Genomic DNA, 18,195 nt, shown 5'->3' with positions numbered 1-18,195 from the left:
ACGCGAGCGTCTGGCAGCCAAGGTCGCGGATGAGGACACTGCCGGCGTATGGTCAGTGAAGGACCAGCTCGTCCGCATCGAGCCTTTTTATGGAGTCGTGTTGCAGCCCGTGAAACAACCGCTCCTTAGGCTGAATGCTCCGCTCACCTCTCCTCTAGCAGACGGTGGCAACCTATATCAGCGCTGAATTCACTTTGCAGTATTCGTGCCTCGACAGGAGACATGTATGAACCAGAACCCATATGAGCTTTTGGGCGTGAAGCCGGATGCGACCCAAAAGGAAATTCAAAGCGCTTTCCGCAAGCTCGCCAAGAAGTTCCATCCCGATCTCAATCCGGGTGACAAGAGAGCCGAGACGCGGTTCAAGGATATTTCCGCTGCCTACGAACTTCTGAGCGATGAGGAAAAGCGTGCCCGCTTCGATCGCGGCGAGATCGATATGACAGGCGCCGAGCAGGCGCCGCGCAACTATTATCGCGACTACGCCTCGGCGAGCAGTCCTGGCGGTCCCTACCAGAATACCTCCGGCTTTGCCGATTTCGGCGACGCCGACGATCCTTTTGCCAGTTTCTTTTCGCGCCGCAGCGGTGGCGCGCAATTTCGCGCCCAGGGCATGGATCGTCAGTTCTCGATGGAGGTCGACTTCCTCGATGCAGTCAACGGCGCCAAAAAGCAGGTCAGATTGCCGGATGGCCCGCCCCTCGACGTGCAGATTCCGGCAGGCACCCGAGACGGACAGATGTTGCGACTGCGCGGCAAGGGCGAGCCGGGAATTGGCGGCGGACGGGCGGGCGATGCGCTGATCGATATCCGCGTTCGTCCGCATCGCTTCTTCACCCGTGATGGTGACGATATTCGCCTGGAACTGCCGGTCTCGCTCAGCGAAGCCGTGCTCGGCGGCAAGGTGCGCGTGCCAACACCCTCGGGTCCCGTCAATCTGACGCTGCCGCCGTATTCGAATACAGGCAAGGTGCTGCGCCTCAAGGGTAAAGGCGTTGTAAGGCGCGGCGGTAAACAGGGCGATGTCTATGTCACTCTCAAGATCGTCCTGCCCGACAAGCCGGATGACCGGTTGACCGCATTCGTCAAGGATTGGGCCGAAACGAGCGCGCAGGATCCAAGAAGGAGTATGGAGGTCTGAGCATGGATGATGTTGAATTCCGGCGGTTCCTGAGGATCGACGTCACCGAGTTGAATTTTTGGATCGAGGAGGGCTGGCTGGTGCCTGATGCCGTGGAGGAACGGCTGCAGTTCCGCGACAGCGACGTCGCCCGCGCGCAATTGATCCTCGATCTTACCCGGAAGATGGGACTTAACGAGGCTGGCGTCGATGTCGTTATGCCTGGTAGACCAGCTTCACGGGCTGCGCGGAACCATGCGCCGGCTATTGACCGCGATTAGTCAACAGGAGCAGGAGGTGCAGCAACGGCTACTGAGCGATCTCGCCGATCTCGAACGCTATCGCGACTAGGCCGCTGCCGGACGAGCACGGTCATTTCGGCCTCCGTTAGTTCCATGCGGGCGCTCGAAGGCAATTTCAGGCTCGCCGAAGAGATGGCAGTCGGTGGCGTTGATCCCGGTGACGACAGGGAGATTGGCGCGAATCCTGGCCTTCCAAGGCGTCTTTCGGGATTTGGTTTGATTGGTTCCGCACTCTGAAAGAAGCGACGCTGTCTGAGAGACAACCCCGCGGCCGGCAGCTAAGACGTTCGCCCATTCGCAGGTCGTTCGGTGCTGCCGCACCAGTGAAAAGTTACAGCGTCGATTACGTCTTCAGAACCAGACGTCAGCGACCGTGCGTCCATCAAGCGGTAGGTCGTGAAAGCTGTGGAGGCCGTCAAAGCGGCGTAGTGGAACTTCCGCCACCTGCTGCGGATCAGCGAGGCGAAGATTGACAGCTATTCTTGTTCGGCCGTCGTCGTTTGGCCTCAAGCTGCGCCAGCTGATAAGGTTGCCGCAGAGTTTGCAGAAATTGAATGAGATCCTGCGAGACCCGCAAATATACGCTGCCATAGCATTCCCTGGGTCTTCCACGGCGATTTCCTGACCATCGTATCCGTAGGTCCAGAGCACTCCATAGCGGCGGCAGACCGTGCAATTGCAGATCGTGGCATCGGGTATGTCTCCTCGATACTCCCAACGCACAGCGCCGCAATGACAAGTGCCACGCGTTATCTTAGGTACGATTCGTACCGGCCGTCCCATGGCGCGTATCCATTTGCATTCGTACCCATTCGCCCGCCAGCTGATCGTGGCGCTGGTCGCGGGAGAACCCTCTTAGCGCCTCTCGGAGTTCCAAGCTGAACAGCGCGCCAAGTCTTTGCCCGGCTCGGCGAAACCCGAGTGCTTCATATCATTGCAACCCAGAGGAGCGCAAGCTTCGTGGCCTGCGCCGTCCATAGCACACAAGGCAATGGCCCAAATGCGGCCATTTGCGGTGAAACGGTGGCCCGAAATGGCTCCGCACCGCAACCCGCCGCTACCGCCCCAAATACAGCAACCCAAAACCGCAGGAGCGAACTCAAAACTGGATAAAACTTGGGGGCACGGTCATGCGCAGCATCGATCGGGCGCGCTTCGAACAATCGAACCGCGATCCGCGCATCGCCTCCGCGGTGCTGGTCGATCCCGGCCTTGCGACTGCCTTCAACATCGAAAGCGTGAAAAGCATTGATATCCCGCTGACCTTCATCAATCTCGGCAGCATCGGCAAAATCCCGGTTGCGGTGCTTTCTGATCGGTTGGCGAAACAGGTCCCGAATGCCGCTTATGCGCAGGTCGACGATTCCGACCATTTCAGTTTTCTGCCCATTTGCAAGCAAGGCGCAGCGAATTTCCTGAAGTCGGTAGGCGATCCCGATCCCATTTGCGAACAGGGTGTAAGAAGATCGCGGGCCGATATTCACGAAGAACTCGCCATCCTTATCAGGCAGGGCTTTGAACGGCACGCTGCTCAGCTCGATGCGAAAACCCGCGATTGGAGAAAATAGATCCAGTGACATCGAATGGTAGCGCGCGGCGAGCACAGGCGGCACATCTCTCGCATGGCAACTTGGAGCTCGGCGCTACCAATCGCCTTCGAAGGGCATTTTTCGCAACCCAGCAAGATATTCTGGATCCACTGCCTCTAACCAATGTTTAGATCAGCGATTTCGCCATGCCTTGCAAGTAAGCGGGGCGACGTCATGTCGCCGGTCTCATCGTCGACCATCACGGCATAGGCAGCGACCCCGACGAAGCGAGCAGCCATCGAGGCAGCAATCTTCTCAGCCGATGGACCGTTTGAAGCCTGGCGCATCTCCCCCGGCACAAGATTTCCGCGGTTCTTCTTATAGGGCAGGACGATGAACTTCTCGGCGATTGACATGGCTTTGCCTTTCATTTTGTTCTTTAAATGTTCCTATTGGGGAAGCGAGTCAAGCGATTCATTTGCCGTCTGACCGTAGCGAGCCAAACATCCCGCCAAGCGCTCGCGGCCCTAGAGTTCGAACGCCTTACCGCGCTCCTTCTTTTCGGCGTGAGCGCAGCGCACAGCCAGGATCGCCATTGCCCCATCAGCGTAGTTCAGGCGAAGCCCGCTGCTCTGATCTTAGGTAGGGGTAACTCGGCATCCGCCGCTGCATCACCTTTGCCGAGTTTGTCTTCGCCGATCGTAGCAAGCCCATCCATTACATAGAGCCACTGCGACACCCCTCGGTCGATGAGCTGAGGGTGGAGGCGCTCCAGCATCCGGATTGGGAAAGGCGCCTTGAGGCCTCCCGTCGCGCGCGAAGCTGGAGTTCGAGCGAATTGCGGAGCGCCATCAGCCCGCGATATCCATTCCCGCGAAGAAATGCCGAAGCGATTTCCGTCATCGCCGCGAAACCGTGCAATTCACGATCTGAGGATTGTCCGGCGCTGACGTGAGCCTGAACTTCAAAAGCGATTTGGCAAAGCTAGCGCCAAAGTGCCGAAAAAGGCACGGCATATAGACGTTCTCCGAACGGGATTACGCTTTGATGGTCATACAAGACAAACCCTGAAACAAACAGATCTCCGGATGCTTCTGCCAACATTCGCAATCCCGAAAAATCGGAGTTCGAGACGGTCGCTGCCGCCTTTACCTCGATACCGACTATTCGTCCCCTTCTGTCTTCGATGACGATATCGACTTCATTTTGCTGTTTGTCGCGAAAGTGCGAAAACTCGAAGCGTTCTTCCATACCACTTGCCAGTTTAAGGATTTCGGCAAAAACAAAAGTCTCCAGCAATGGTCCAAATTGCCCGCGTTCGGCCTTTAGTCGGTCGAGAGAGAGGTCACGAAGGGACGCGAGGAGGCCAGAATCAAGGAAATGTACTTTGGGTGTCTTTGTAAGACGTTTTAGCTTGTTGGAGAACCAAGGTTGCAAAGTCCGGGCGAGGAATAGGTTCTCGAATATGCGAACGTATTTCTGCGTTGTGATGTGGTTCATCCCAATTGCGGCACCAATCCCGGAATAGTTCACCAGCTGACCCGAATGCTCCGCCAGAATGCGTAGTAGCCGCGGCATTTGAGCAATCTGCTCGATTTGCGCGACATCACGAACATCCCGTTGCACGATCGCCTGGATGTAGTCCATGTACCAATCCTGCCGACGGGACCAAGTTTTCCGTCCCAATGCTTCGGGATATCCCCCTGCAAGAACCGTAATCACTAAGTCGTCCCCGATGACAGAATCGCCGGTTTTGACTTCGTTTCGAAAGGCATCGAGAAGGAAGTTACCCTCCGCCGATCTGATTTCGCTTTGGGCAAGCGGAAGCAATCGAACGACTTCCATGCGTCCGGCGAGCGAGTCCGCCACCCGTGGCAGCGTCATAAGATTAGCTGATCCCGTAAGAAGGAAACGTCCGGGCCGTTGGTCGGTATCAACACTTTCCTTGATCGCCAACAGCAGTTCGGGAGCGCGCTGAACCTCATCGATGATGGCGCGATCCATACCTCGTACAAACCCCACCGGGTCCTGCTGAGCTGCTCCCAGGGTCGTTGCGTTATCAAGCGTGTAGTACGCCATCTCCGCACCGGCCATCTTCTTGGCAAGTGTTGTTTTCCCGGATTGCCGGGGGCCAATGATCAATACGACACGGGTGTCTGACATAGCGTCGTTGACGCGCTGCTCAACGAGCCTTGGATAAATCGCCACAGCTTCGCTCCCTGGTGACCGTTTGAAAACAAGGGCGTGACCAATTGAAAGTCAAGTTGCGACCATTTGAAATTCTCGCGTTGACCAATTGAAAGCAATCTCCGTTCTACCGCATGTCTCATTTGCTGCCCAAAGCCGTGATTTTCATCTCGATGTCGTTACCGCGGACAACGCATGCCTGTTCGGTCACTTTATTAAGTTTTGTTGCGCAGGGCACCAAAAGGTTGCAGGACATTTCCGAGGCATCTCAATCCGTGTGTGCAATGCGAAAGCCACATTGATAATTCCCAGCCTTCAGCGGGCACTGTTTCAATTGCTGAACGGCCATCGCCGGTAGCTTATTCGAGCTCCCAGCGCGATGCGCCAGCCAAGCCTTTCAGGGAGAGCAAGTGAACCTATGCGTGGAAATTCCCTTTTCGACAGATTGACCGACACGACGGTAGCGGCGGCCAGCGAACAATCCCTGAAGGCAGCGTTGAGCGACGTTGCACTTGCGCACGGGTTTGAGCGGTATGCCTACCTTAATCTTCATACCGCAAAGAGCTTTGCTGTCTCGAATTACCAGAAGGAATGGCAATCTCTGCGCGTTCTTACATGACCATCGATCCGGTGGTGACAGTTGCCAAGCGGCTCAGGCGGGCATTCAAATGGCGGCCGACGTTGAACGCGGGCGCGCAGACGACGAGGTCAAAGATTTCTATGATTCAGCCGCGGAGTTCGGGATCCGGTCAGGCCTCTCGATTCCCGTTCGAACAGGGTTCGGCCAGTTCGCCATCCTGACGCTGGCGTCAGCGAGAATTCTCGATGCATCGGGAAGTGGCGACATCGACGCGGTGGGCGCAGCCGCCGCGGCGGCACTTATCCATGCGCGCCTCCAAAGCACGACCGCACCGACCCATAAACCCGACTTTATCCTTTCAGACCGGGAGGCGCTTTGCTTGCGATGGGCCGCCGAGGGCATGCCGGACGCAGGCGTGACAGGCCTGGCCTGTCAAACTGCCCGCTGGGATCGCAACAGCCTCTTCGGCTCCGCGGTCCTTAGGGCCGATGCATTTCAGGACAACTCCGCGGGCGATCGCGCGCGGGCTGCCACCGACAGAGCTGCGCGCGCCGTGTCTTCATCGCAGACGAGGACAGTTCCAAGCCCCGACAAGAGGACCGCGGCAATGGCCTCGACTTTGTTGATCCCGCCTGACGCGAAGACGACGTTCGGGATCTTGCGCAACGCTTCCAGCGGCGGCGCGATTGCCCGTAGGTTGAGCGGGTGGTCGATGGGGGTTCCGTTCCTGTCAATGAATTGCGCCAGAACATCGCCGCAAGCGCCGGTAGCGACAAGCTCGTCGATCGTGACGTCCTGCGGCAGCCCGTAGCGCATCAGAAGCGATCGCTCGGTCATATCGCCGATACTGAGCACGACAAGATCGTTTGAGGCAATCTGCCGGAAAGCCGCCTGGAATACGTCCTGCGTTACGATTGCCGTTTTGGATTCCGGGCTGCCGGCATAAATGGGAGCTGCAAGATAGGCGCACTCCGCATTCAAATGGCGGGCGAGGTCGCTTGCGATGTCGAATGTGTTGATCTCGATGCCATGCGTCAGTCCACCCATCACCGAATTCACGCAAATGTCGGGCCGGCGCATGGATGGCATATGACGTACCATTTCGCGCAGCGTGGCTCCCCAGCCGACGCCAATACCCGACAGCTTGCCGTTGCTGAGCAGCTGGGCGATGTAGTCCGCCGTCGCTTGGCCGAGCAGAACAGGTATGAGATCGGGATCTGAAGGTGTTGGCACGATGATCGCCCGGCTCAGCGAGAACTCCGCGACCAGCGTCTGCTCCAGCTCGACACAGGACGTAAGCCTGGAATTCAAGGTAATCGTCACAAGGCCGGATCGGCGGGCTTCGGCGATGATTTTGTTGACACGAAGCCGGTTGGTCGAAAGCGCGTCGGCAATCTCGCCTTGCGTACGGCCTTCCATGAAGTAGAGCCATACCACACGAACCTGCATCTGCTCGTCGGGAAGTGCAACTGGCGCGCCGGCCGTCTTTGCCTGTGTCATTGGACCGCTCTCGCAACCTCTGCTTTCGCCGCTATGGGCACCAGATTGGCCGCCTTTGTCAATTGCCGTGGTCCGGTGGGTTTTTTGCATGCATTTTTGCTAGTTGACCCGCCGACCCGTCGCGCTGTTGAAGAAGTGAAGATTGTCTGCCGGGGCAAAGCATGAGACCGTCTCACCGTCCGAAAGTCTCTGGTCGCCCGCAATGCTTGCCACAATCAGTTCGTTCCTCGCATCGTTAAGGCGCAGATGGACATGGTTTTCCTCGCCCACGGTTTCGACGAGCTCGACGTTGCCCTTGAAACGAAGGGCAGGCGAGGTGGTCTCGCCGAGCCTGATGGCATTTGGACGAATGCCGATCATATCGGCGTCCGCGGACATAGTTAGTTCTTCCGCCGCAATAGTGCCGTTCGTTTTAAGATCAACGAAGTTCATGGGCGGCGATCCGATGAAGCCAGCGACGAAGATCGTTTCCGGGCGCTGATAGACTTCGAGCGGGGTGCCGATCTGTTCAATCCGTCCGCTATTCATGACAACAAGACGATCAGCAAGTGTCATGGCTTCCAGTTGGTCATGCGTCACGTAAAGGCTTGTCGTCTTCAGCCGCCGCTGTAGGCGCCGGATTTCCACCCGCATCTGGACGCGCAGTTTGGCGTCGAGGTTCGAAAGCGGCTCGTCAAAGAGGAAAGCGGCGGGATTGCGAACGATTGCCCGACCCATTGCGACGCGCTGGCGCTGCCCGCCCGATAGCTGCCGTGGACGGCGCTCGAGGAATGGGCCGATTTCCAGAATGGCTGCGGTTTCGGCAATGCGCCGGTCGATTTCGGGGCGCGCGACGCGGCGATTTTTCAGTCCATATTCGAGGTTCTGACGAACCGTCATATGTGGGTAAAGCGCGTAGTTCTGGAACACCATCGCGATATCGCGCTTTGCGGGCTCGACGTTGCTCACATCGGCTCCCGCAATATGCAGATGCCCTGAACTGATGCTCTCAAGGCCGGCAATCATTCTTAGAAGCGTCGACTTGCCACAGCCCGAAGGCCCGACAAGCACGATCATCTCGCCGTCGGCGACGGTCAGGTTGACGCCCTTCACCGCTGGAACCTGACCGTAATTCTTCTTCAGGTCGATTAGTTCTATGGCTGCCATTCGTTCCTCCCGTGCGCCCGTCATACATTTGTAACACGCTATTGACATTTGTAACAAGTCACCCCTAACCTGTTTTCATCGCCACCTTGGGAGGGGTCAGCCGCAGCCGGCAAAGCCGACGCACAAACAGCAGGCGATGGAGAGGAAAACGAGATGATAGACAAGGCTTCAGAAAACGGCCCGTTCGGGCGGGTCTTCAAGAGCGTTGCGGCTGGCGCCGCCGCACTCGTCTTAAGCTTACACATCGCAGGGAATGCGCTCGCCGCAGACCGGGTCAAGGTCGAATGGTGGAATGCCGCCAGCGGCCGGCTTGCCGAGATCACCAAGCAGCTGATTTCCGATTTCAACGCATTTCAGGACAAGTATGAGATCGTCGGTATCAGCAAGGGCAATTATGAGGAAACGATGGCTGCAATGGTTGCGGCCTATCGCGTTGGCCAACAGCCTGTTTTGATTCAGGCTGCCGAACGCGGCTTCCTGACCATGCACCGGTCCGGTGCGATCATTCCGGTTCCTGAACTCATGGAGCGGGAAGGCTACAAAATCAACTGGAACGATTTTGTTGCACCCGTTGCGGGCTTTTATCTCATCGACGGCAAGCCCGCCGCGATGCCGTTCAACAGCTCGACTCCTATCTTCTGGTACAATGCCGAACAGTTCAAGGCGGCCGGCTTCGAAAAGCCTGGTGAGACCTGGCAGGAAGTCGAAAAGCAGCTTTATGCGATCAAGGAAAAAGGCATCTCGAAATGCCAGATGGCGCTCGCCAACGACTTCTACTGGAGCCTGATCGAGAATTATGCGGCCATACAGGACCAGCCTTATGGCACCAAAGCCAATGGTTTTGGCGGGCTGGATACCGAGTTCGTCTTCAACAAGAGCCCGCTGATCGTCGGTCAGGTGGAGCGCTTGAAAAAGTGGATGGATGACGGCGTCTTGCAGATCGCCGGCCAGGGGCTTTCTCCCGATCAGCTCTTCATCTCGGGCACCTGCTCGACCTATGTCGCCTCGACGGCTGCCCATGCTGCTGTGGAGGCGGGCGCAAAGTTTAAATGGAGCGCGACCTTCCTGCCGCACGAGGAGGGCATCGAACCGAAGAACAGCACGATCGGCGGCGGTGCGCTCTGGGTGCTCAAGGGGAAATCCGAGGACGAATACAAGGGCGCGGCCGCCTTTTTGAATTTCGTCGCTTCGCCGAAGACACAGGTCTGGTGGAGCAAGCAGACGGGATATGTGCCGGTCACCAACGCAGCCTACGAGCAGGCCAAGGCGGAAGGCTACTACAAGGAGCATCCGACGCGTGAGATCGCCATTCTGCAGCTTTCCCGCGGTACGCCGGACGATAATTCCCGCGGCTTCCGTTTCGGCAACCACAATCAGTCGATGGCGCTTCTTGTCGAAGAGATCCAAGGGGTCTGGACCAGTCAGAAGACCCCCCAAGAGGCGCTTGATTCAGCGGCTGCCCGCGGAAACCAGATCCTTCGCCAATATGAGCAGCTCCATGCAGGGAAATAGCCCAGTGCAGGTCATCGGAGGCGCTCCACGGCGCCTCCGCATCCTGGGAAGGCCATTGTCCGGCCTGGCAACAGCGCGCTCCCCCCAGGCGGGTCTCAAGGCTGCGCATTTCAACAAGCCGTGGCTCGCTGCCCTGCTCGTTGCGCCTCAGTTGCTGATCCTGCTGTTTTTTTTCTTCATCCCTTCCTACAAGGCACTGTCGCTCGCCTTCGTACAGGTCGACCCATTCGGTGGCCTGCAGATCTTCGTCGGCCTGAAGAATTTTCAGACGCTGCTGGCAAGCCCTGAATATAGAAGCAGCGCCCTCTTTACGCTCTGGTTCACGCTGCTCCAGAACATTGCAACGCTTGGCCTTGCGGGGCTCTTTGCATTCGCCACGGATTTCGTCATCCGCGGCCGCGGCATCTACAAGAGCATCATCCTGATGCCCTATGCGATTGCGCCTGTCATATCAGGCGTGCTTTGGGCCTTTCTGTTCAATCCGGCCGTCGGTCCGATCGCGCAGTTCCTGCATTCGCTGGGCATCGCCTGGGATCCGAACAGACGGCCATTCGATGCACAGCTTCTGGTGACGATTGCCTCCATCTGGAAGAACGTCTGCTATGACTACATCTTCCTGGTTGCCGCATTGCTTGCGGTTCCGGCCTCGCTGCTGGAAGCTGCCAAGCTTGATGGGGCAGGCCCCGTTCGGCGGTTCTTCACGATTTCCCTGCCGCTCGTCTCACCGACGGTGTTCTTCCTCGTCGTCATGAACTTCGTCTACGGCCTCTTCGAAACGTTCGGCATCATCGATGCCGTCACACGTGGCGGGCCTGCAGGCGCCACAAACAGCCTAGTCTACAAGGTCTATCAGGACGGCTTCGTGCAGCTCGATCTGGGGTCGTCAGCTGCCCAGTCGGTGATCTTGATGATCGTCGCGGTCCTTTTCACCGTCCTCCAGTTCCGTGCGCTTGAGCGCAAGGTCAATTATCAGGTGTAGCCATGGGTGAACGCAATCTCGGCCTTTCGATCTTCTGTCACGCCGTTCTGCTGGTTGGCGCAGCTTTCGTATGCTTGCCGCTTTACTTTGCCTTCGTGGCAGGTTCGCTCACGCTGGAAGAGGTGCAGCAGGCTCCTTTCCCGCTCGTGCCGGGCTCGCATTTTATCGAGAATGTCGCAATCGCCTGGAGGCAAGGCGATTTCGCGCAGCTTTTCCTCAACTCGATCATCGTGACGGGTGGGATCGTCATCGGCAAGCTCGCCATTTCGCTCATTGCGGCTTTTGCCGTAACCTATTTTCGCTTCCCGTTCCGCATGACCGCATTCTGGCTGATTTTCGTTTCCTTGATGCTGCCCGTGGAAGTCCGCATTATCCCCACTTACGAGGCCGTGGCCGACGCTGCAGGCCCGATCCGCTGGCTTTCCGGCATCACCGGATTTGCCGGCCTTATGGAAAACTTGACGGGCTACAGCATAGAAACATCCCTGAAGTGGAACATGGTGAACACGTATGGCGGTCTGATCCTGCCGCTGATTGCCTCCGCGTCGGCGACATTTCTCTTCCGCCAGTTCTTCCTGACCGTGCCTGAGGAGCTATGCGAGGCGGCGAAACTCGATGGCGCCGGCCCCCTTAAATTCTTCAAGGATGTGCTGCTGCCGCTTTCCACCGCCAATATCGCGGCACTTGCAATCATCCTCTTTCTCTATGGCTGGAATCAGTATCTCTGGCCGCTGCTCTTTACCACCGACAAGACGATGGCTACCGCAATTCTCGGTCTTAAGGAGCTGGTTCCGGTGTCGGATTCCGTGCCTGCGTGGAACATTGCCATGAGCGCCGCTCTCTTCGTCATGTTGCCTCCGGCAGTCATCATTCTCCTCATGCAACGCTGGTTCACCAAGGGGCTGGTAGATTCCGGCAAGTAAGCCTTTGCCCAGACAATAAGGACAATTTCGAAATGGTTTACATCATCGGCCATCGCGGTGGCCGCAATCTTTGGCCCGAAAATAGCCTTTCTGGCTTCCGCAAACTGGCTGAAATGCCAGTCGAAGGCGTCGAATTCGACGTGCATTTGACCCGTTCAGGCGAACTGCTCGTCATTCACGACGCGACGCTTGATCGCACGACCGATTACTCCGGACCGGTCTTCGACCTTGCTCCAGGCGAGCACCGAAGCGTCACGCTGAAAGACAGCGACGGAGAGGCGATACCGACGCTTGAAGAGGTTCTCGAGATATTCAAGGACAGCGCCCTTGAGCTGCATATCGAGCTGAAGGCGGATGCGAAGGGGGATGCTTATCCGGGCCTTGAGAGGAGGGCTGCAAACCTCGTCGATGGCCTCAAGCTTGCCGACCGTTCTTTCCTGACGAGCTTTCTCGCCAGCGTTCTTCAAACTGTCCGTGAGGTTGCGCCGCATATCCGGACGCTGTCGTCATTTGACCGCGCAGCCGCCGAGCGACTTGGGCTCAGATCCGGCCTTGAGAAAATGGAGGAGCTCGCCGACATCATTGCCGTCGAAAAGTCTCTGCTTGCGACGCATTGGGACGAAATTGCGTCCTTCATTCCCTTTGACCGGCTCGGCGCATGGGTGCCAAATCACAGTGCCGACCTTGCCTATTGGTTGGCCAAACCCGTCCGGCAGATCACCACCGACAGGCCGGATCTTGCCCTTAGCATACGGGGTTCGTGAACCGTGTCCTTATCTGCGACAGACCAAACGCGCTCCTCCAATCACTCCAACCCCGATCCCCTTCAGAACATTGACCTGGTCATTTTCGACTGCGACGGCGTGCTCATCGACAGTGAGCCGATCGCAAGCCGCACACTTGCGGAAGCCCTGCAGGAGGCGGGTGTGGCAATCACCCCTTCCGAAGCCCACGAAAAATTCACGGGCAATTCCGAAACGGTGATCCGCGACATGTGCGTCCGCGACTACGGCTTGGGTGACATTGCAAACGTCTTCCAAGCCTGGCATCGGCGGCTTTACGCCGAATTCGCACGGTCCTTGACGCCAATGGCTGGCATCGGCGACATCGTCGCCAGCCTATCCCGGCCGAAATGTGTTGCGTCGAACAGTACAATGCACCGGCTTCGCGCGAGCCTCGGCAGGCTCGATCTCTGGCAGTGCTTCCACCCGGGGGTCTTCAGCGCCGAGGCTGTGGCGCGGCCAAAGCCTGCGCCGGACCTTTTATTGCATTGCGCCGAGAAATTCGCGGCAAGACCGGCACGCTGTGTCATGGTCGACGACAGCCCGCACGGCGTTGCGGCAGCCGTCTCCGCCGGCATGATCGCCATAGGCTTCGTTGATCCTGCCGACCCGAGGCCGGCAAGGAAGGCATTGCTTGCCTCTTCGGGCGCCTTTGGCGTGGCAACCGGAGCCGGGGAATTAACGTCAATGCTGTTGGCAGCGAGCCATTCGATCAAGGCCTAGGTCTCCATCCTTCCCGAGATGCGCGGGCCGACTTATCTCTTGAAACTCCGCCATCCCTCTGACGGCGGTTTTATGGGGCTCTGCTCGTGCCGGTTCGTGGAACCGGAAGCAAACGTTCTAACGCGCCGAGCCTCAGCCTACCTTAACTGTACAACAAGATGTCTGACCAGGGAGTCGCTACGTTTCGTTACACTTCGGATCGTTTTGAAAACATGACCGATACGTCAATCGGGCAAATGACACTTCCCAAAACGACGTCGCCAGCGACGAAGCAAAGGAGTGTTTGGAGATGACGAAGATCGATAAGGTTCTTTATACTGGCAAGACCCGGACCACCGGCGGCCGCGAGGGGGCGTCTCGCAGTGACGATGGTCAGTTGGACATAAAGCTCTCGCCTCCCGGCAGCAATCGGGACGGCACCAATCCCGAGCAGCTCTTTGCCGCCGGATGGTCGGCCTGCTTCATCGGCGCAATCGGCATTGCCGCGGGCAAGCGAAAGGTGAAGCTGCCTCAGGATCTTTCCGTTGATGCCGAGGTCGATCTTGGAATCAGCGACGGCGCCTATTTTCTGCAGGCCCGCCTTAACGTTCGCCTGCCGGGTATCGAGCCGGCATTGGCAACGGCCCTCGTCGAGGAAGCGCATCAGACATGCCCGTATTCCAAGGCGACGCGCGACAACATCCATGTGGAACTGCAGATCGTCGAGTAATGCAAGCGGCCGCCGCAGCCCAAGGGTCTGCGGCGGCCGCATAAGGCGCAACGCGAACGGAAGAATACATGGGTCCCCCATGTCTGCGGAGGACGAATGAGACTGCTGATCATCTCTATTCTGAGCGGGGCAATCTTGGCGACGCCCTGTCTCTACGATTTCACCTCGCAGGAACCCTCGCCGCTGGGTGGCCTGCGCACGGCGGCATCTGCGCTCGCCGCTGAAGCGCCCCGGCAGTCGCGCTAGTCTAGAAACCGCTTGCCCCGCAGCGTTGAGCATCCGGATACGCGAACGAACCTCGACGCGTCGAGGTCGCGCCGGCGGCTTGATCGCGACGGCGCGAGAGCTGGCCCATTCGCAGCCAATCTGGCGCTGCCGGCGGCAAGATCAGTTCCTTTGCATCATCTCGCTGATGATTTTCGAGAGGCTGTAAAGGCGCTGCTCGATCATTGTCGGAACCTCGCAGACATAAGAAAGCGACTGGACACGCTCTTCGAAGATGCGCGTCTCCCATGTCAGTTGCGCCGTCTGCCTGGCAAGCTCGGTCTGGTCGGCATCAGATGCCGTGCGCATCTTGTCGACCTCTGCGGCCTTTTTTCTGAGATCGGCGGCAAGCTGCCTTTGACTTTCGGCATAGCGCGAAATGCCGGAGATGATCAGGCCGCGTTCTATGTTGATCTTGTCGAACACGCCCATGAAAAGCTGCTCCAGTTTTTCATGGGCCTGATCCTTGGGCAGCGATGCGATGTAATCCGAAATTTGCTTGCGGGCATCATCGATCGGATTGCTGCGCTTGACGAGTTCGGCGGCGAGGTCGGACAATCGAGGGTCCTTGTCCCATTGCTTGGCCGTTTCGGGAAGCTCGCCGGCGTTCCACACCTGGCCGATCGAAAGTTCAGGCACCTTGCGTTGAACGCAAGGCCAGTCGGGATCGGTGTTTGTTGCGGGGTGTGCCGCCGGTGCCGCAGACAGCGCGGCAAGGATTACGAAAACGAAAAAGCGTCGGCTCACTGGCTTGCTCCCATCTCCTGCTTGCGGATGGTCAGGCCACGTGCGGGATTATAGGCCAGGATGGCTCCCCCCAACAGGGCAAGCGTGACGGCCACAACGACGGCAAGCGATGTCCATTCGATACGCGCGTAAAAGGCGAAGCGGATGAGTTCGACCGCATAGGTGAACGGGTTGAGGAGGCATATCTTGTAGAGCAGGGGGCTTGCTTCTTGAACCCGCCAGAGCGGGTAAAGCGCCGAGGAGGCGAAATACATGGGAAAGATCACGAAATTCATGATCCCTGCAAAATTCTCCAATTGCTTGACAAGCGATGACAAGAGCATCCCTAACGCTCCCAGCATCAGCCCTGAGAAAAACAGGGCAGGCAGGATCATGAAATAGCCGGCGATTGGCGCCTTGACATCCCAAAACCAGGCAATCGCCAGGAATGCATAGACCTGGAGAAGCGAAACGGCAACGCCGGCCAAAAGCTTGGATACGAGAAGATACCAGCGCGGAAATGGACTGACGAGCAGGATACGCATATTGCCCATCTCCCGGTCATAGACCATCGACAGGGAGGACTGCATGCCGCTGAAGAGGAGGATCATCCCGCACAATCCAGGCGTGATGTAGACCTCGTAGAGAACATAGGTCTCATACGGCGGTATGATCGAAACGCCCAGCACCTGCCGGAAACCGGCTGCGAATATGAAGAGCCAGAGCAGGGGCCGCACCAACGAGGAGATGAAGCGTTCCTTCTGCGAGAGGTAGCGCAGCCATTCGCGCAACAGAATACCCCTCAGGCAGACGAGGTACTGGATCGCCGTGAAGCCTTTCCATTTCTCGGCGGTCGCACCGCCCAACGTTCCGGTCGCGCCGGTCATGGCTTTCCTCCCCGGATATTCATGTCTGTGATACCGGTAAGCTTCGAGAATGCCTGATTGATGGTCTCCGTGCCGGTGTGGGAAAGAATGGTCGAAACCTGGCCATCGGCGACGAGCTTTCCCTGGTCCAGGACCAGGATCTGATCCGCCTGGCCAACCTCGTCGATCAGGTGGGTTGCCCACAGCACGCTGATGCCGGCGTGTTCCACGAGAGCACGAATATCCTTCACAATGGTCGCACGCGACTTGATATCGAGCCCGACCGTCGCCTCGTCGAGCAGCAGCAGGGAAGGCCGGTGCAGTAGGGCCCGAACGATCTCGACACGCCTGATCTGTCCGCCGGACAGACCGCGGACCTTTTCCTCGATGCGGTCGCTCATGTCGATGGACCGAAGAAGCTCGTCGATCCGTTGCCGTGCCACACGCGATCCGATGCCGTGCAGGGAGGCGTGATAGAGGAGATTTTGTCGGACACTCAAATCGAGATCGAGGGTACGGGCCTGAAACACGATGCCGAGATGTCTGAGTGCGGCGCCGGGATTGCGATCTATGTCCTGGCCGAAAACGCGAATGCGGCCCGCCGGCGGCGAAAAAAGATGGCTGACGAGTGAAAAGAGCGTCGTCTTGCCGGCACCGTTAAGCCCCAGAAGAACGGTGAAGCGCGAGGGCTCTATGGAAAACGACACATTGTCGAGCGCCTTTCGCTGCCCATAGCTATAGCTGACCGAGGTAAGTTCGAGTGCGGCGACCGCCGCACTCTCTTGCCTATTGGATGTCTCGTCCAAGCGGGATTCAAGCTTCATTGGATATGCCTTTCACAAGCGGCGTTGCCGCAGGCGAGCAAGACGCCCGGGATGCCTACTTGATGATGATCTTGCCTGTCATGCCCTTGTCGGCAAGGTCGGGAACCGACCATGTGTATTCTCCCGGCCGCACTGTCGAAAACTGCACGTTGATCGTTCCTTCTGAATCGAATTCGAGCCATGCCGGGGCTCCATTCATGTGAACCTCGAGATCGTTGATGACGATCTGGTTCATCCACACGTTGCGAAACAGATCGGTCACGAACTTGTATTCAAGGCCGGCCGCCGACGTGATCTTCCACCGGTAGCCCTGTCCTGAAACGAGTTCGAAGTCCTTCCGGTTCACTGCGTAGCTGTTGTCCTTCGATCCGAGGATCAATTCCGGCACGTTTTGGCTTGCGCGCGTAACCTTGGGCGCGGGATCGCCGTCGTCGTCATCACCGGACTGGGCAAGGGCCGGTTGTTGCGTAGAAAGAGCGCCAATAAGACTTGCAAAAGCCATGACTGCGAGTTTCATGTTGTCCTCCTTTTGGAAATCGGAACGCCTATCAGTTGGGTGCTACGGTCACTCCCCACGGCATGGCTCCGACGGTGACGGATTTGACCGGCTCGTCGCTCGCCGTGTCGATGAAGGTGATATCGTTGGAAAGACCGTTCGTGCTGATCAGGTGCTGGCCGTCGGGCGTGAAAGCCAACTGCCAGACACGCTGACCGACAAGGATATATTTCTCGACCTCATAGGTTTGCGTGTCTACGACCGCCACGCGGTTGGCCGGGCCGAGGGCGACATAGGCTTTCTTGCCGTCCACCGAAATCCGCACGCCAACTGGCTGAATCGCCTCCGAGCGCAAGCCCTGGATCTCAAACGTGATCTTTTTGACGATTTGTCTGGAGGCATTGTCTATGACGGAGACGGTTCCGCCGATCTCCGAAGAGACCCAGACCTGTGAACCGTCCGGCTTGAATTCGGCAAAGCGCGGCCGCGAGTCAACGAGCACGTTGGCGACGATCTCATGGGTCGAGGTATCGATAAAATGCGCCATGTTCGTCGTTTCGGAGGTGTTCACCATCGTCTTTCCGTCGGGGCTGACGCCCATGCCTTCTGGCTCCACGCCGACCGGTATTTCGGTGATCACGGTTTTCTTGTCGACGTCGATGACGGTGACCAGATTGTCGTCCTCATTTGCGACGTAGAGCGTCTTGCCGTCAGGCGAGAGCACGAAGAGCTCCGGATCCGGACCGGAAGGCAGTGTCCCGATGATCTGATGCGTTGCCGTATCGATGATCTCGACGGTGTCGTCGTCGCTTGCGCAGACATAAAGGTGCTTTCCGTCATGGGAAATCGTAATGCCGCGCGGCCTTTGTCCAACATTGATTGTCTGGGTGACTTCCATCGTCTTGGAGTCGACGACGGTGACGGTGTTGTCCTTCTCGTTCGAAACATAGACGGTGTTGGCCAGAGACGGTCCCGCATACAAGACGGCGGCGATCATTCCCGCAAGCAGATAAACATGTCTGCGCAT

Annotated in this window: 18 protein-coding genes and 4 pseudogenes; 12 read left to right on the top strand and 10 right to left on the bottom strand. The window is 57.8% G+C overall.

Going from position 1 to position 18,195, the window contains the following annotated elements; translation table 11 throughout:
- The first annotated feature begins 226 nt into the window (after positions 1-226).
- Positions 227-1,141: a J domain-containing protein gene (locus tag QA644_RS29190; protein WP_283072697.1), complete on the top strand. Its 915-nt coding sequence runs from the start codon at positions 227-229 to the stop codon at positions 1,139-1,141.
- A gap of 2 nt (positions 1,142-1,143) precedes the next feature.
- Positions 1,144-1,471 (top strand): annotated as a pseudogene (locus tag QA644_RS29185) (chaperone modulator CbpM).
- Between the two features lie 13 nt (positions 1,472-1,484).
- Here QA644_RS29185 and QA644_RS35250 read toward each other — a convergent pair.
- A pseudogene (locus QA644_RS35250) lies at positions 1,485-1,605 on the bottom strand (ABC transporter ATP-binding protein); the annotation flags it as partial.
- A 947-nt stretch (positions 1,606-2,552) separates the two neighbouring features.
- Here QA644_RS35250 and QA644_RS29175 point away from each other — a divergent pair.
- Positions 2,553-2,990 (top strand): annotated as a pseudogene (locus QA644_RS29175) (dienelactone hydrolase); the annotation flags it as partial.
- 137 nt (positions 2,991-3,127) lie between these two features.
- On the opposite strand, the gene QA644_RS29170 reads toward QA644_RS29175, so the two are convergent.
- A complete protein-coding gene (locus tag QA644_RS29170) occupies positions 3,128-3,367 on the bottom strand; it encodes a hypothetical protein (RefSeq protein WP_074073113.1) in 240 nt (79 codons plus the stop codon).
- A 568-nt stretch (positions 3,368-3,935) separates the two neighbouring features.
- Positions 3,936-5,159, bottom strand: coding sequence for an ATP-binding protein (locus tag QA644_RS29165; protein ID WP_283072696.1), 1,224 nt, complete (start codon positions 5,157-5,159; stop codon positions 3,936-3,938).
- 397 nt (positions 5,160-5,556) lie between these two features.
- Between QA644_RS29165 and QA644_RS29160 the strand changes: the two genes are divergently transcribed.
- Positions 5,557-5,757, top strand: coding sequence for a hypothetical protein (locus tag QA644_RS29160; protein ID WP_283072695.1), 201 nt, complete (start codon positions 5,557-5,559; stop codon positions 5,755-5,757).
- A pseudogene (locus QA644_RS35245) lies at positions 5,672-5,926 on the top strand (hypothetical protein); the annotation flags it as partial. The gene QA644_RS29160 and the pseudogene QA644_RS35245, both read left to right, overlap by 86 nt.
- Before the next feature lie 287 nt (positions 5,927-6,213).
- On the opposite strand, the gene QA644_RS29150 reads toward QA644_RS35245, so the two are convergent.
- Positions 6,214-7,218, bottom strand: a complete 1,005-nt coding sequence (locus QA644_RS29150) for a sugar-binding transcriptional regulator (RefSeq protein WP_074072257.1) — start codon at positions 7,216-7,218, stop codon at positions 6,214-6,216.
- A gap of 99 nt (positions 7,219-7,317) precedes the next feature.
- A complete protein-coding gene (locus tag QA644_RS29145; RefSeq protein WP_283072694.1) occupies positions 7,318-8,364 on the bottom strand; it encodes a sn-glycerol-3-phosphate import ATP-binding protein UgpC in 1,047 nt (348 codons plus the stop codon).
- Between the two features lie 153 nt (positions 8,365-8,517).
- Between QA644_RS29145 and QA644_RS29140 the strand changes: the two genes are divergently transcribed.
- The 7 genes from QA644_RS29140 to QA644_RS29110 all read left to right on the top strand — a co-directional run bounded on the left by QA644_RS29140 (position 8,518) and on the right by QA644_RS29110 (position 14,238).
- On the top strand, positions 8,518-9,876 hold the full coding sequence (locus QA644_RS29140; protein ID WP_283072693.1) for an extracellular solute-binding protein: 1,359 nt from the start codon (positions 8,518-8,520) through the stop codon (positions 9,874-9,876).
- The gene (locus tag QA644_RS29135; RefSeq protein ID WP_074072254.1) at positions 9,863-10,855 is read left to right on the top strand and encodes an ABC transporter permease subunit; all 993 of its coding nucleotides are present in this window, start codon (positions 9,863-9,865) and stop codon (positions 10,853-10,855) included. Before QA644_RS29140 ends, QA644_RS29135 begins: the two co-directional genes overlap by 14 nt.
- A 2-nt stretch (positions 10,856-10,857) precedes the next feature.
- Positions 10,858-11,778 carry an ABC transporter permease subunit gene (locus QA644_RS29130; RefSeq protein WP_074072253.1) on the top strand — a complete coding sequence of 307 codons (921 nt, stop codon included), beginning with the start codon at positions 10,858-10,860 and terminating at the stop codon, positions 11,776-11,778.
- Positions 11,779-11,810: 32 nt separating this feature from the next.
- Positions 11,811-12,542, top strand: coding sequence for a glycerophosphodiester phosphodiesterase family protein (locus QA644_RS29125; RefSeq protein WP_283072692.1), 732 nt, complete (start codon positions 11,811-11,813; stop codon positions 12,540-12,542).
- Between the two features lie 69 nt (positions 12,543-12,611).
- Positions 12,612-13,283 (top strand): HAD family hydrolase, encoded by a 672-nt coding sequence (locus tag QA644_RS29120; RefSeq protein ID WP_283074047.1) that lies wholly within the window; start codon positions 12,612-12,614, stop codon positions 13,281-13,283.
- A 289-nt stretch (positions 13,284-13,572) separates the two neighbouring features.
- Positions 13,573-13,992, top strand: a complete 420-nt coding sequence (locus tag QA644_RS29115; RefSeq protein ID WP_194730884.1) for an organic hydroperoxide resistance protein — start codon at positions 13,573-13,575, stop codon at positions 13,990-13,992.
- A 96-nt stretch (positions 13,993-14,088) separates the two neighbouring features.
- Positions 14,089-14,238: a hypothetical protein gene (locus tag QA644_RS29110; RefSeq protein WP_283072691.1), complete on the top strand. Its 150-nt coding sequence runs from the start codon at positions 14,089-14,091 to the stop codon at positions 14,236-14,238.
- Between the two features lie 141 nt (positions 14,239-14,379).
- Here the strand turns inward: QA644_RS29110 and QA644_RS29105 are convergent, their stop codons facing one another.
- Genes QA644_RS29105 through QA644_RS29085 form a run of 5 tightly spaced genes read right to left on the bottom strand, consistent with a single transcriptional unit; the run spans position 14,380 to position 18,195 of the window.
- Positions 14,380-15,003 carry a hypothetical protein gene (locus QA644_RS29105; RefSeq protein WP_194730886.1) on the bottom strand — a complete coding sequence of 208 codons (624 nt, stop codon included), beginning with the start codon at positions 15,001-15,003 and terminating at the stop codon, positions 14,380-14,382.
- Positions 15,000-15,869: an ABC transporter permease gene (locus tag QA644_RS29100; RefSeq protein WP_194730887.1), complete on the bottom strand. Its 870-nt coding sequence runs from the start codon at positions 15,867-15,869 to the stop codon at positions 15,000-15,002. Before QA644_RS29100 ends, QA644_RS29105 begins: the two co-directional genes overlap by 4 nt.
- Positions 15,866-16,672: an ABC transporter ATP-binding protein gene (locus QA644_RS29095; protein ID WP_074072248.1), complete on the bottom strand. Its 807-nt coding sequence runs from the start codon at positions 16,670-16,672 to the stop codon at positions 15,866-15,868. The genes QA644_RS29100 and QA644_RS29095 overlap by 4 nt, the downstream gene beginning before the upstream one ends.
- Positions 16,673-16,727: 55 nt before the next feature.
- Positions 16,728-17,189, bottom strand: a complete 462-nt coding sequence (locus tag QA644_RS29090; protein WP_283072690.1) for a hypothetical protein — start codon at positions 17,187-17,189, stop codon at positions 16,728-16,730.
- A gap of 31 nt (positions 17,190-17,220) precedes the next feature.
- Positions 17,221-18,195 (bottom strand): YVTN family beta-propeller repeat protein, encoded by a 975-nt coding sequence (locus tag QA644_RS29085; protein WP_283072689.1) that lies wholly within the window; start codon positions 18,193-18,195, stop codon positions 17,221-17,223.

Origin of the sequence: Rhizobium sp. CC1099 (assembly GCF_029714385.1) — a bacterium.
Classification (GTDB): Bacteria; Pseudomonadota; Alphaproteobacteria; order Rhizobiales; family Rhizobiaceae; genus Rhizobium.
The sequence above is the reverse complement of the archived record's forward strand: the minus strand, read 5'-3'. Positions and strand labels throughout refer to the sequence as shown.

What these genes read in the sequence shown, in the direction of transcription:
- QA644_RS29090 (WP_283072690.1), bottom strand. Translation starts at nt 17,189, where the DNA reads ATGAAACTCGCAGTCATGGCTTTTGCAAGTCTTATTGGCGCTCTTTCT.
- QA644_RS29095 (WP_074072248.1), bottom strand. Translation starts at nt 16,672, where the DNA reads ATGAAGCTTGAATCCCGCTTGGACGAGACATCCAATAGGCAAGAGAGT.
- QA644_RS29160 (WP_283072695.1), top strand. Translation starts at nt 5,557, where the DNA reads ATGCGTGGAAATTCCCTTTTCGACAGATTGACCGACACGACGGTAGCG.
- QA644_RS29190 (WP_283072697.1), top strand. Translation starts at nt 227, where the DNA reads ATGAACCAGAACCCATATGAGCTTTTGGGCGTGAAGCCGGATGCGACC.
- QA644_RS29135 (WP_074072254.1), top strand. Translation starts at nt 9,863, where the DNA reads ATGCAGGGAAATAGCCCAGTGCAGGTCATCGGAGGCGCTCCACGGCGC.
- QA644_RS29145 (WP_283072694.1), bottom strand. Translation starts at nt 8,364, where the DNA reads ATGGCAGCCATAGAACTAATCGACCTGAAGAAGAATTACGGTCAGGTT.
- QA644_RS29130 (WP_074072253.1), top strand. Translation starts at nt 10,858, where the DNA reads ATGGGTGAACGCAATCTCGGCCTTTCGATCTTCTGTCACGCCGTTCTG.
- QA644_RS29125 (WP_283072692.1), top strand. Translation starts at nt 11,811, where the DNA reads ATGGTTTACATCATCGGCCATCGCGGTGGCCGCAATCTTTGGCCCGAA.
- QA644_RS29170 (WP_074073113.1), bottom strand. Translation starts at nt 3,367, where the DNA reads ATGTCAATCGCCGAGAAGTTCATCGTCCTGCCCTATAAGAAGAACCGC.
- QA644_RS29085 (WP_283072689.1), bottom strand. Translation starts at nt 18,195, where the DNA reads ATGCGCAGACATGTTTATCTGCTTGCGGGAATGATCGCCGCCGTCTTG.
- QA644_RS29150 (WP_074072257.1), bottom strand. Translation starts at nt 7,218, where the DNA reads ATGACACAGGCAAAGACGGCCGGCGCGCCAGTTGCACTTCCCGACGAG.
- QA644_RS29110 (WP_283072691.1), top strand. Translation starts at nt 14,089, where the DNA reads ATGAGACTGCTGATCATCTCTATTCTGAGCGGGGCAATCTTGGCGACG.
- QA644_RS29115 (WP_194730884.1), top strand. Translation starts at nt 13,573, where the DNA reads ATGACGAAGATCGATAAGGTTCTTTATACTGGCAAGACCCGGACCACC.
- QA644_RS29100 (WP_194730887.1), bottom strand. Translation starts at nt 15,869, where the DNA reads ATGACCGGCGCGACCGGAACGTTGGGCGGTGCGACCGCCGAGAAATGG.
- QA644_RS29140 (WP_283072693.1), top strand. Translation starts at nt 8,518, where the DNA reads ATGATAGACAAGGCTTCAGAAAACGGCCCGTTCGGGCGGGTCTTCAAG.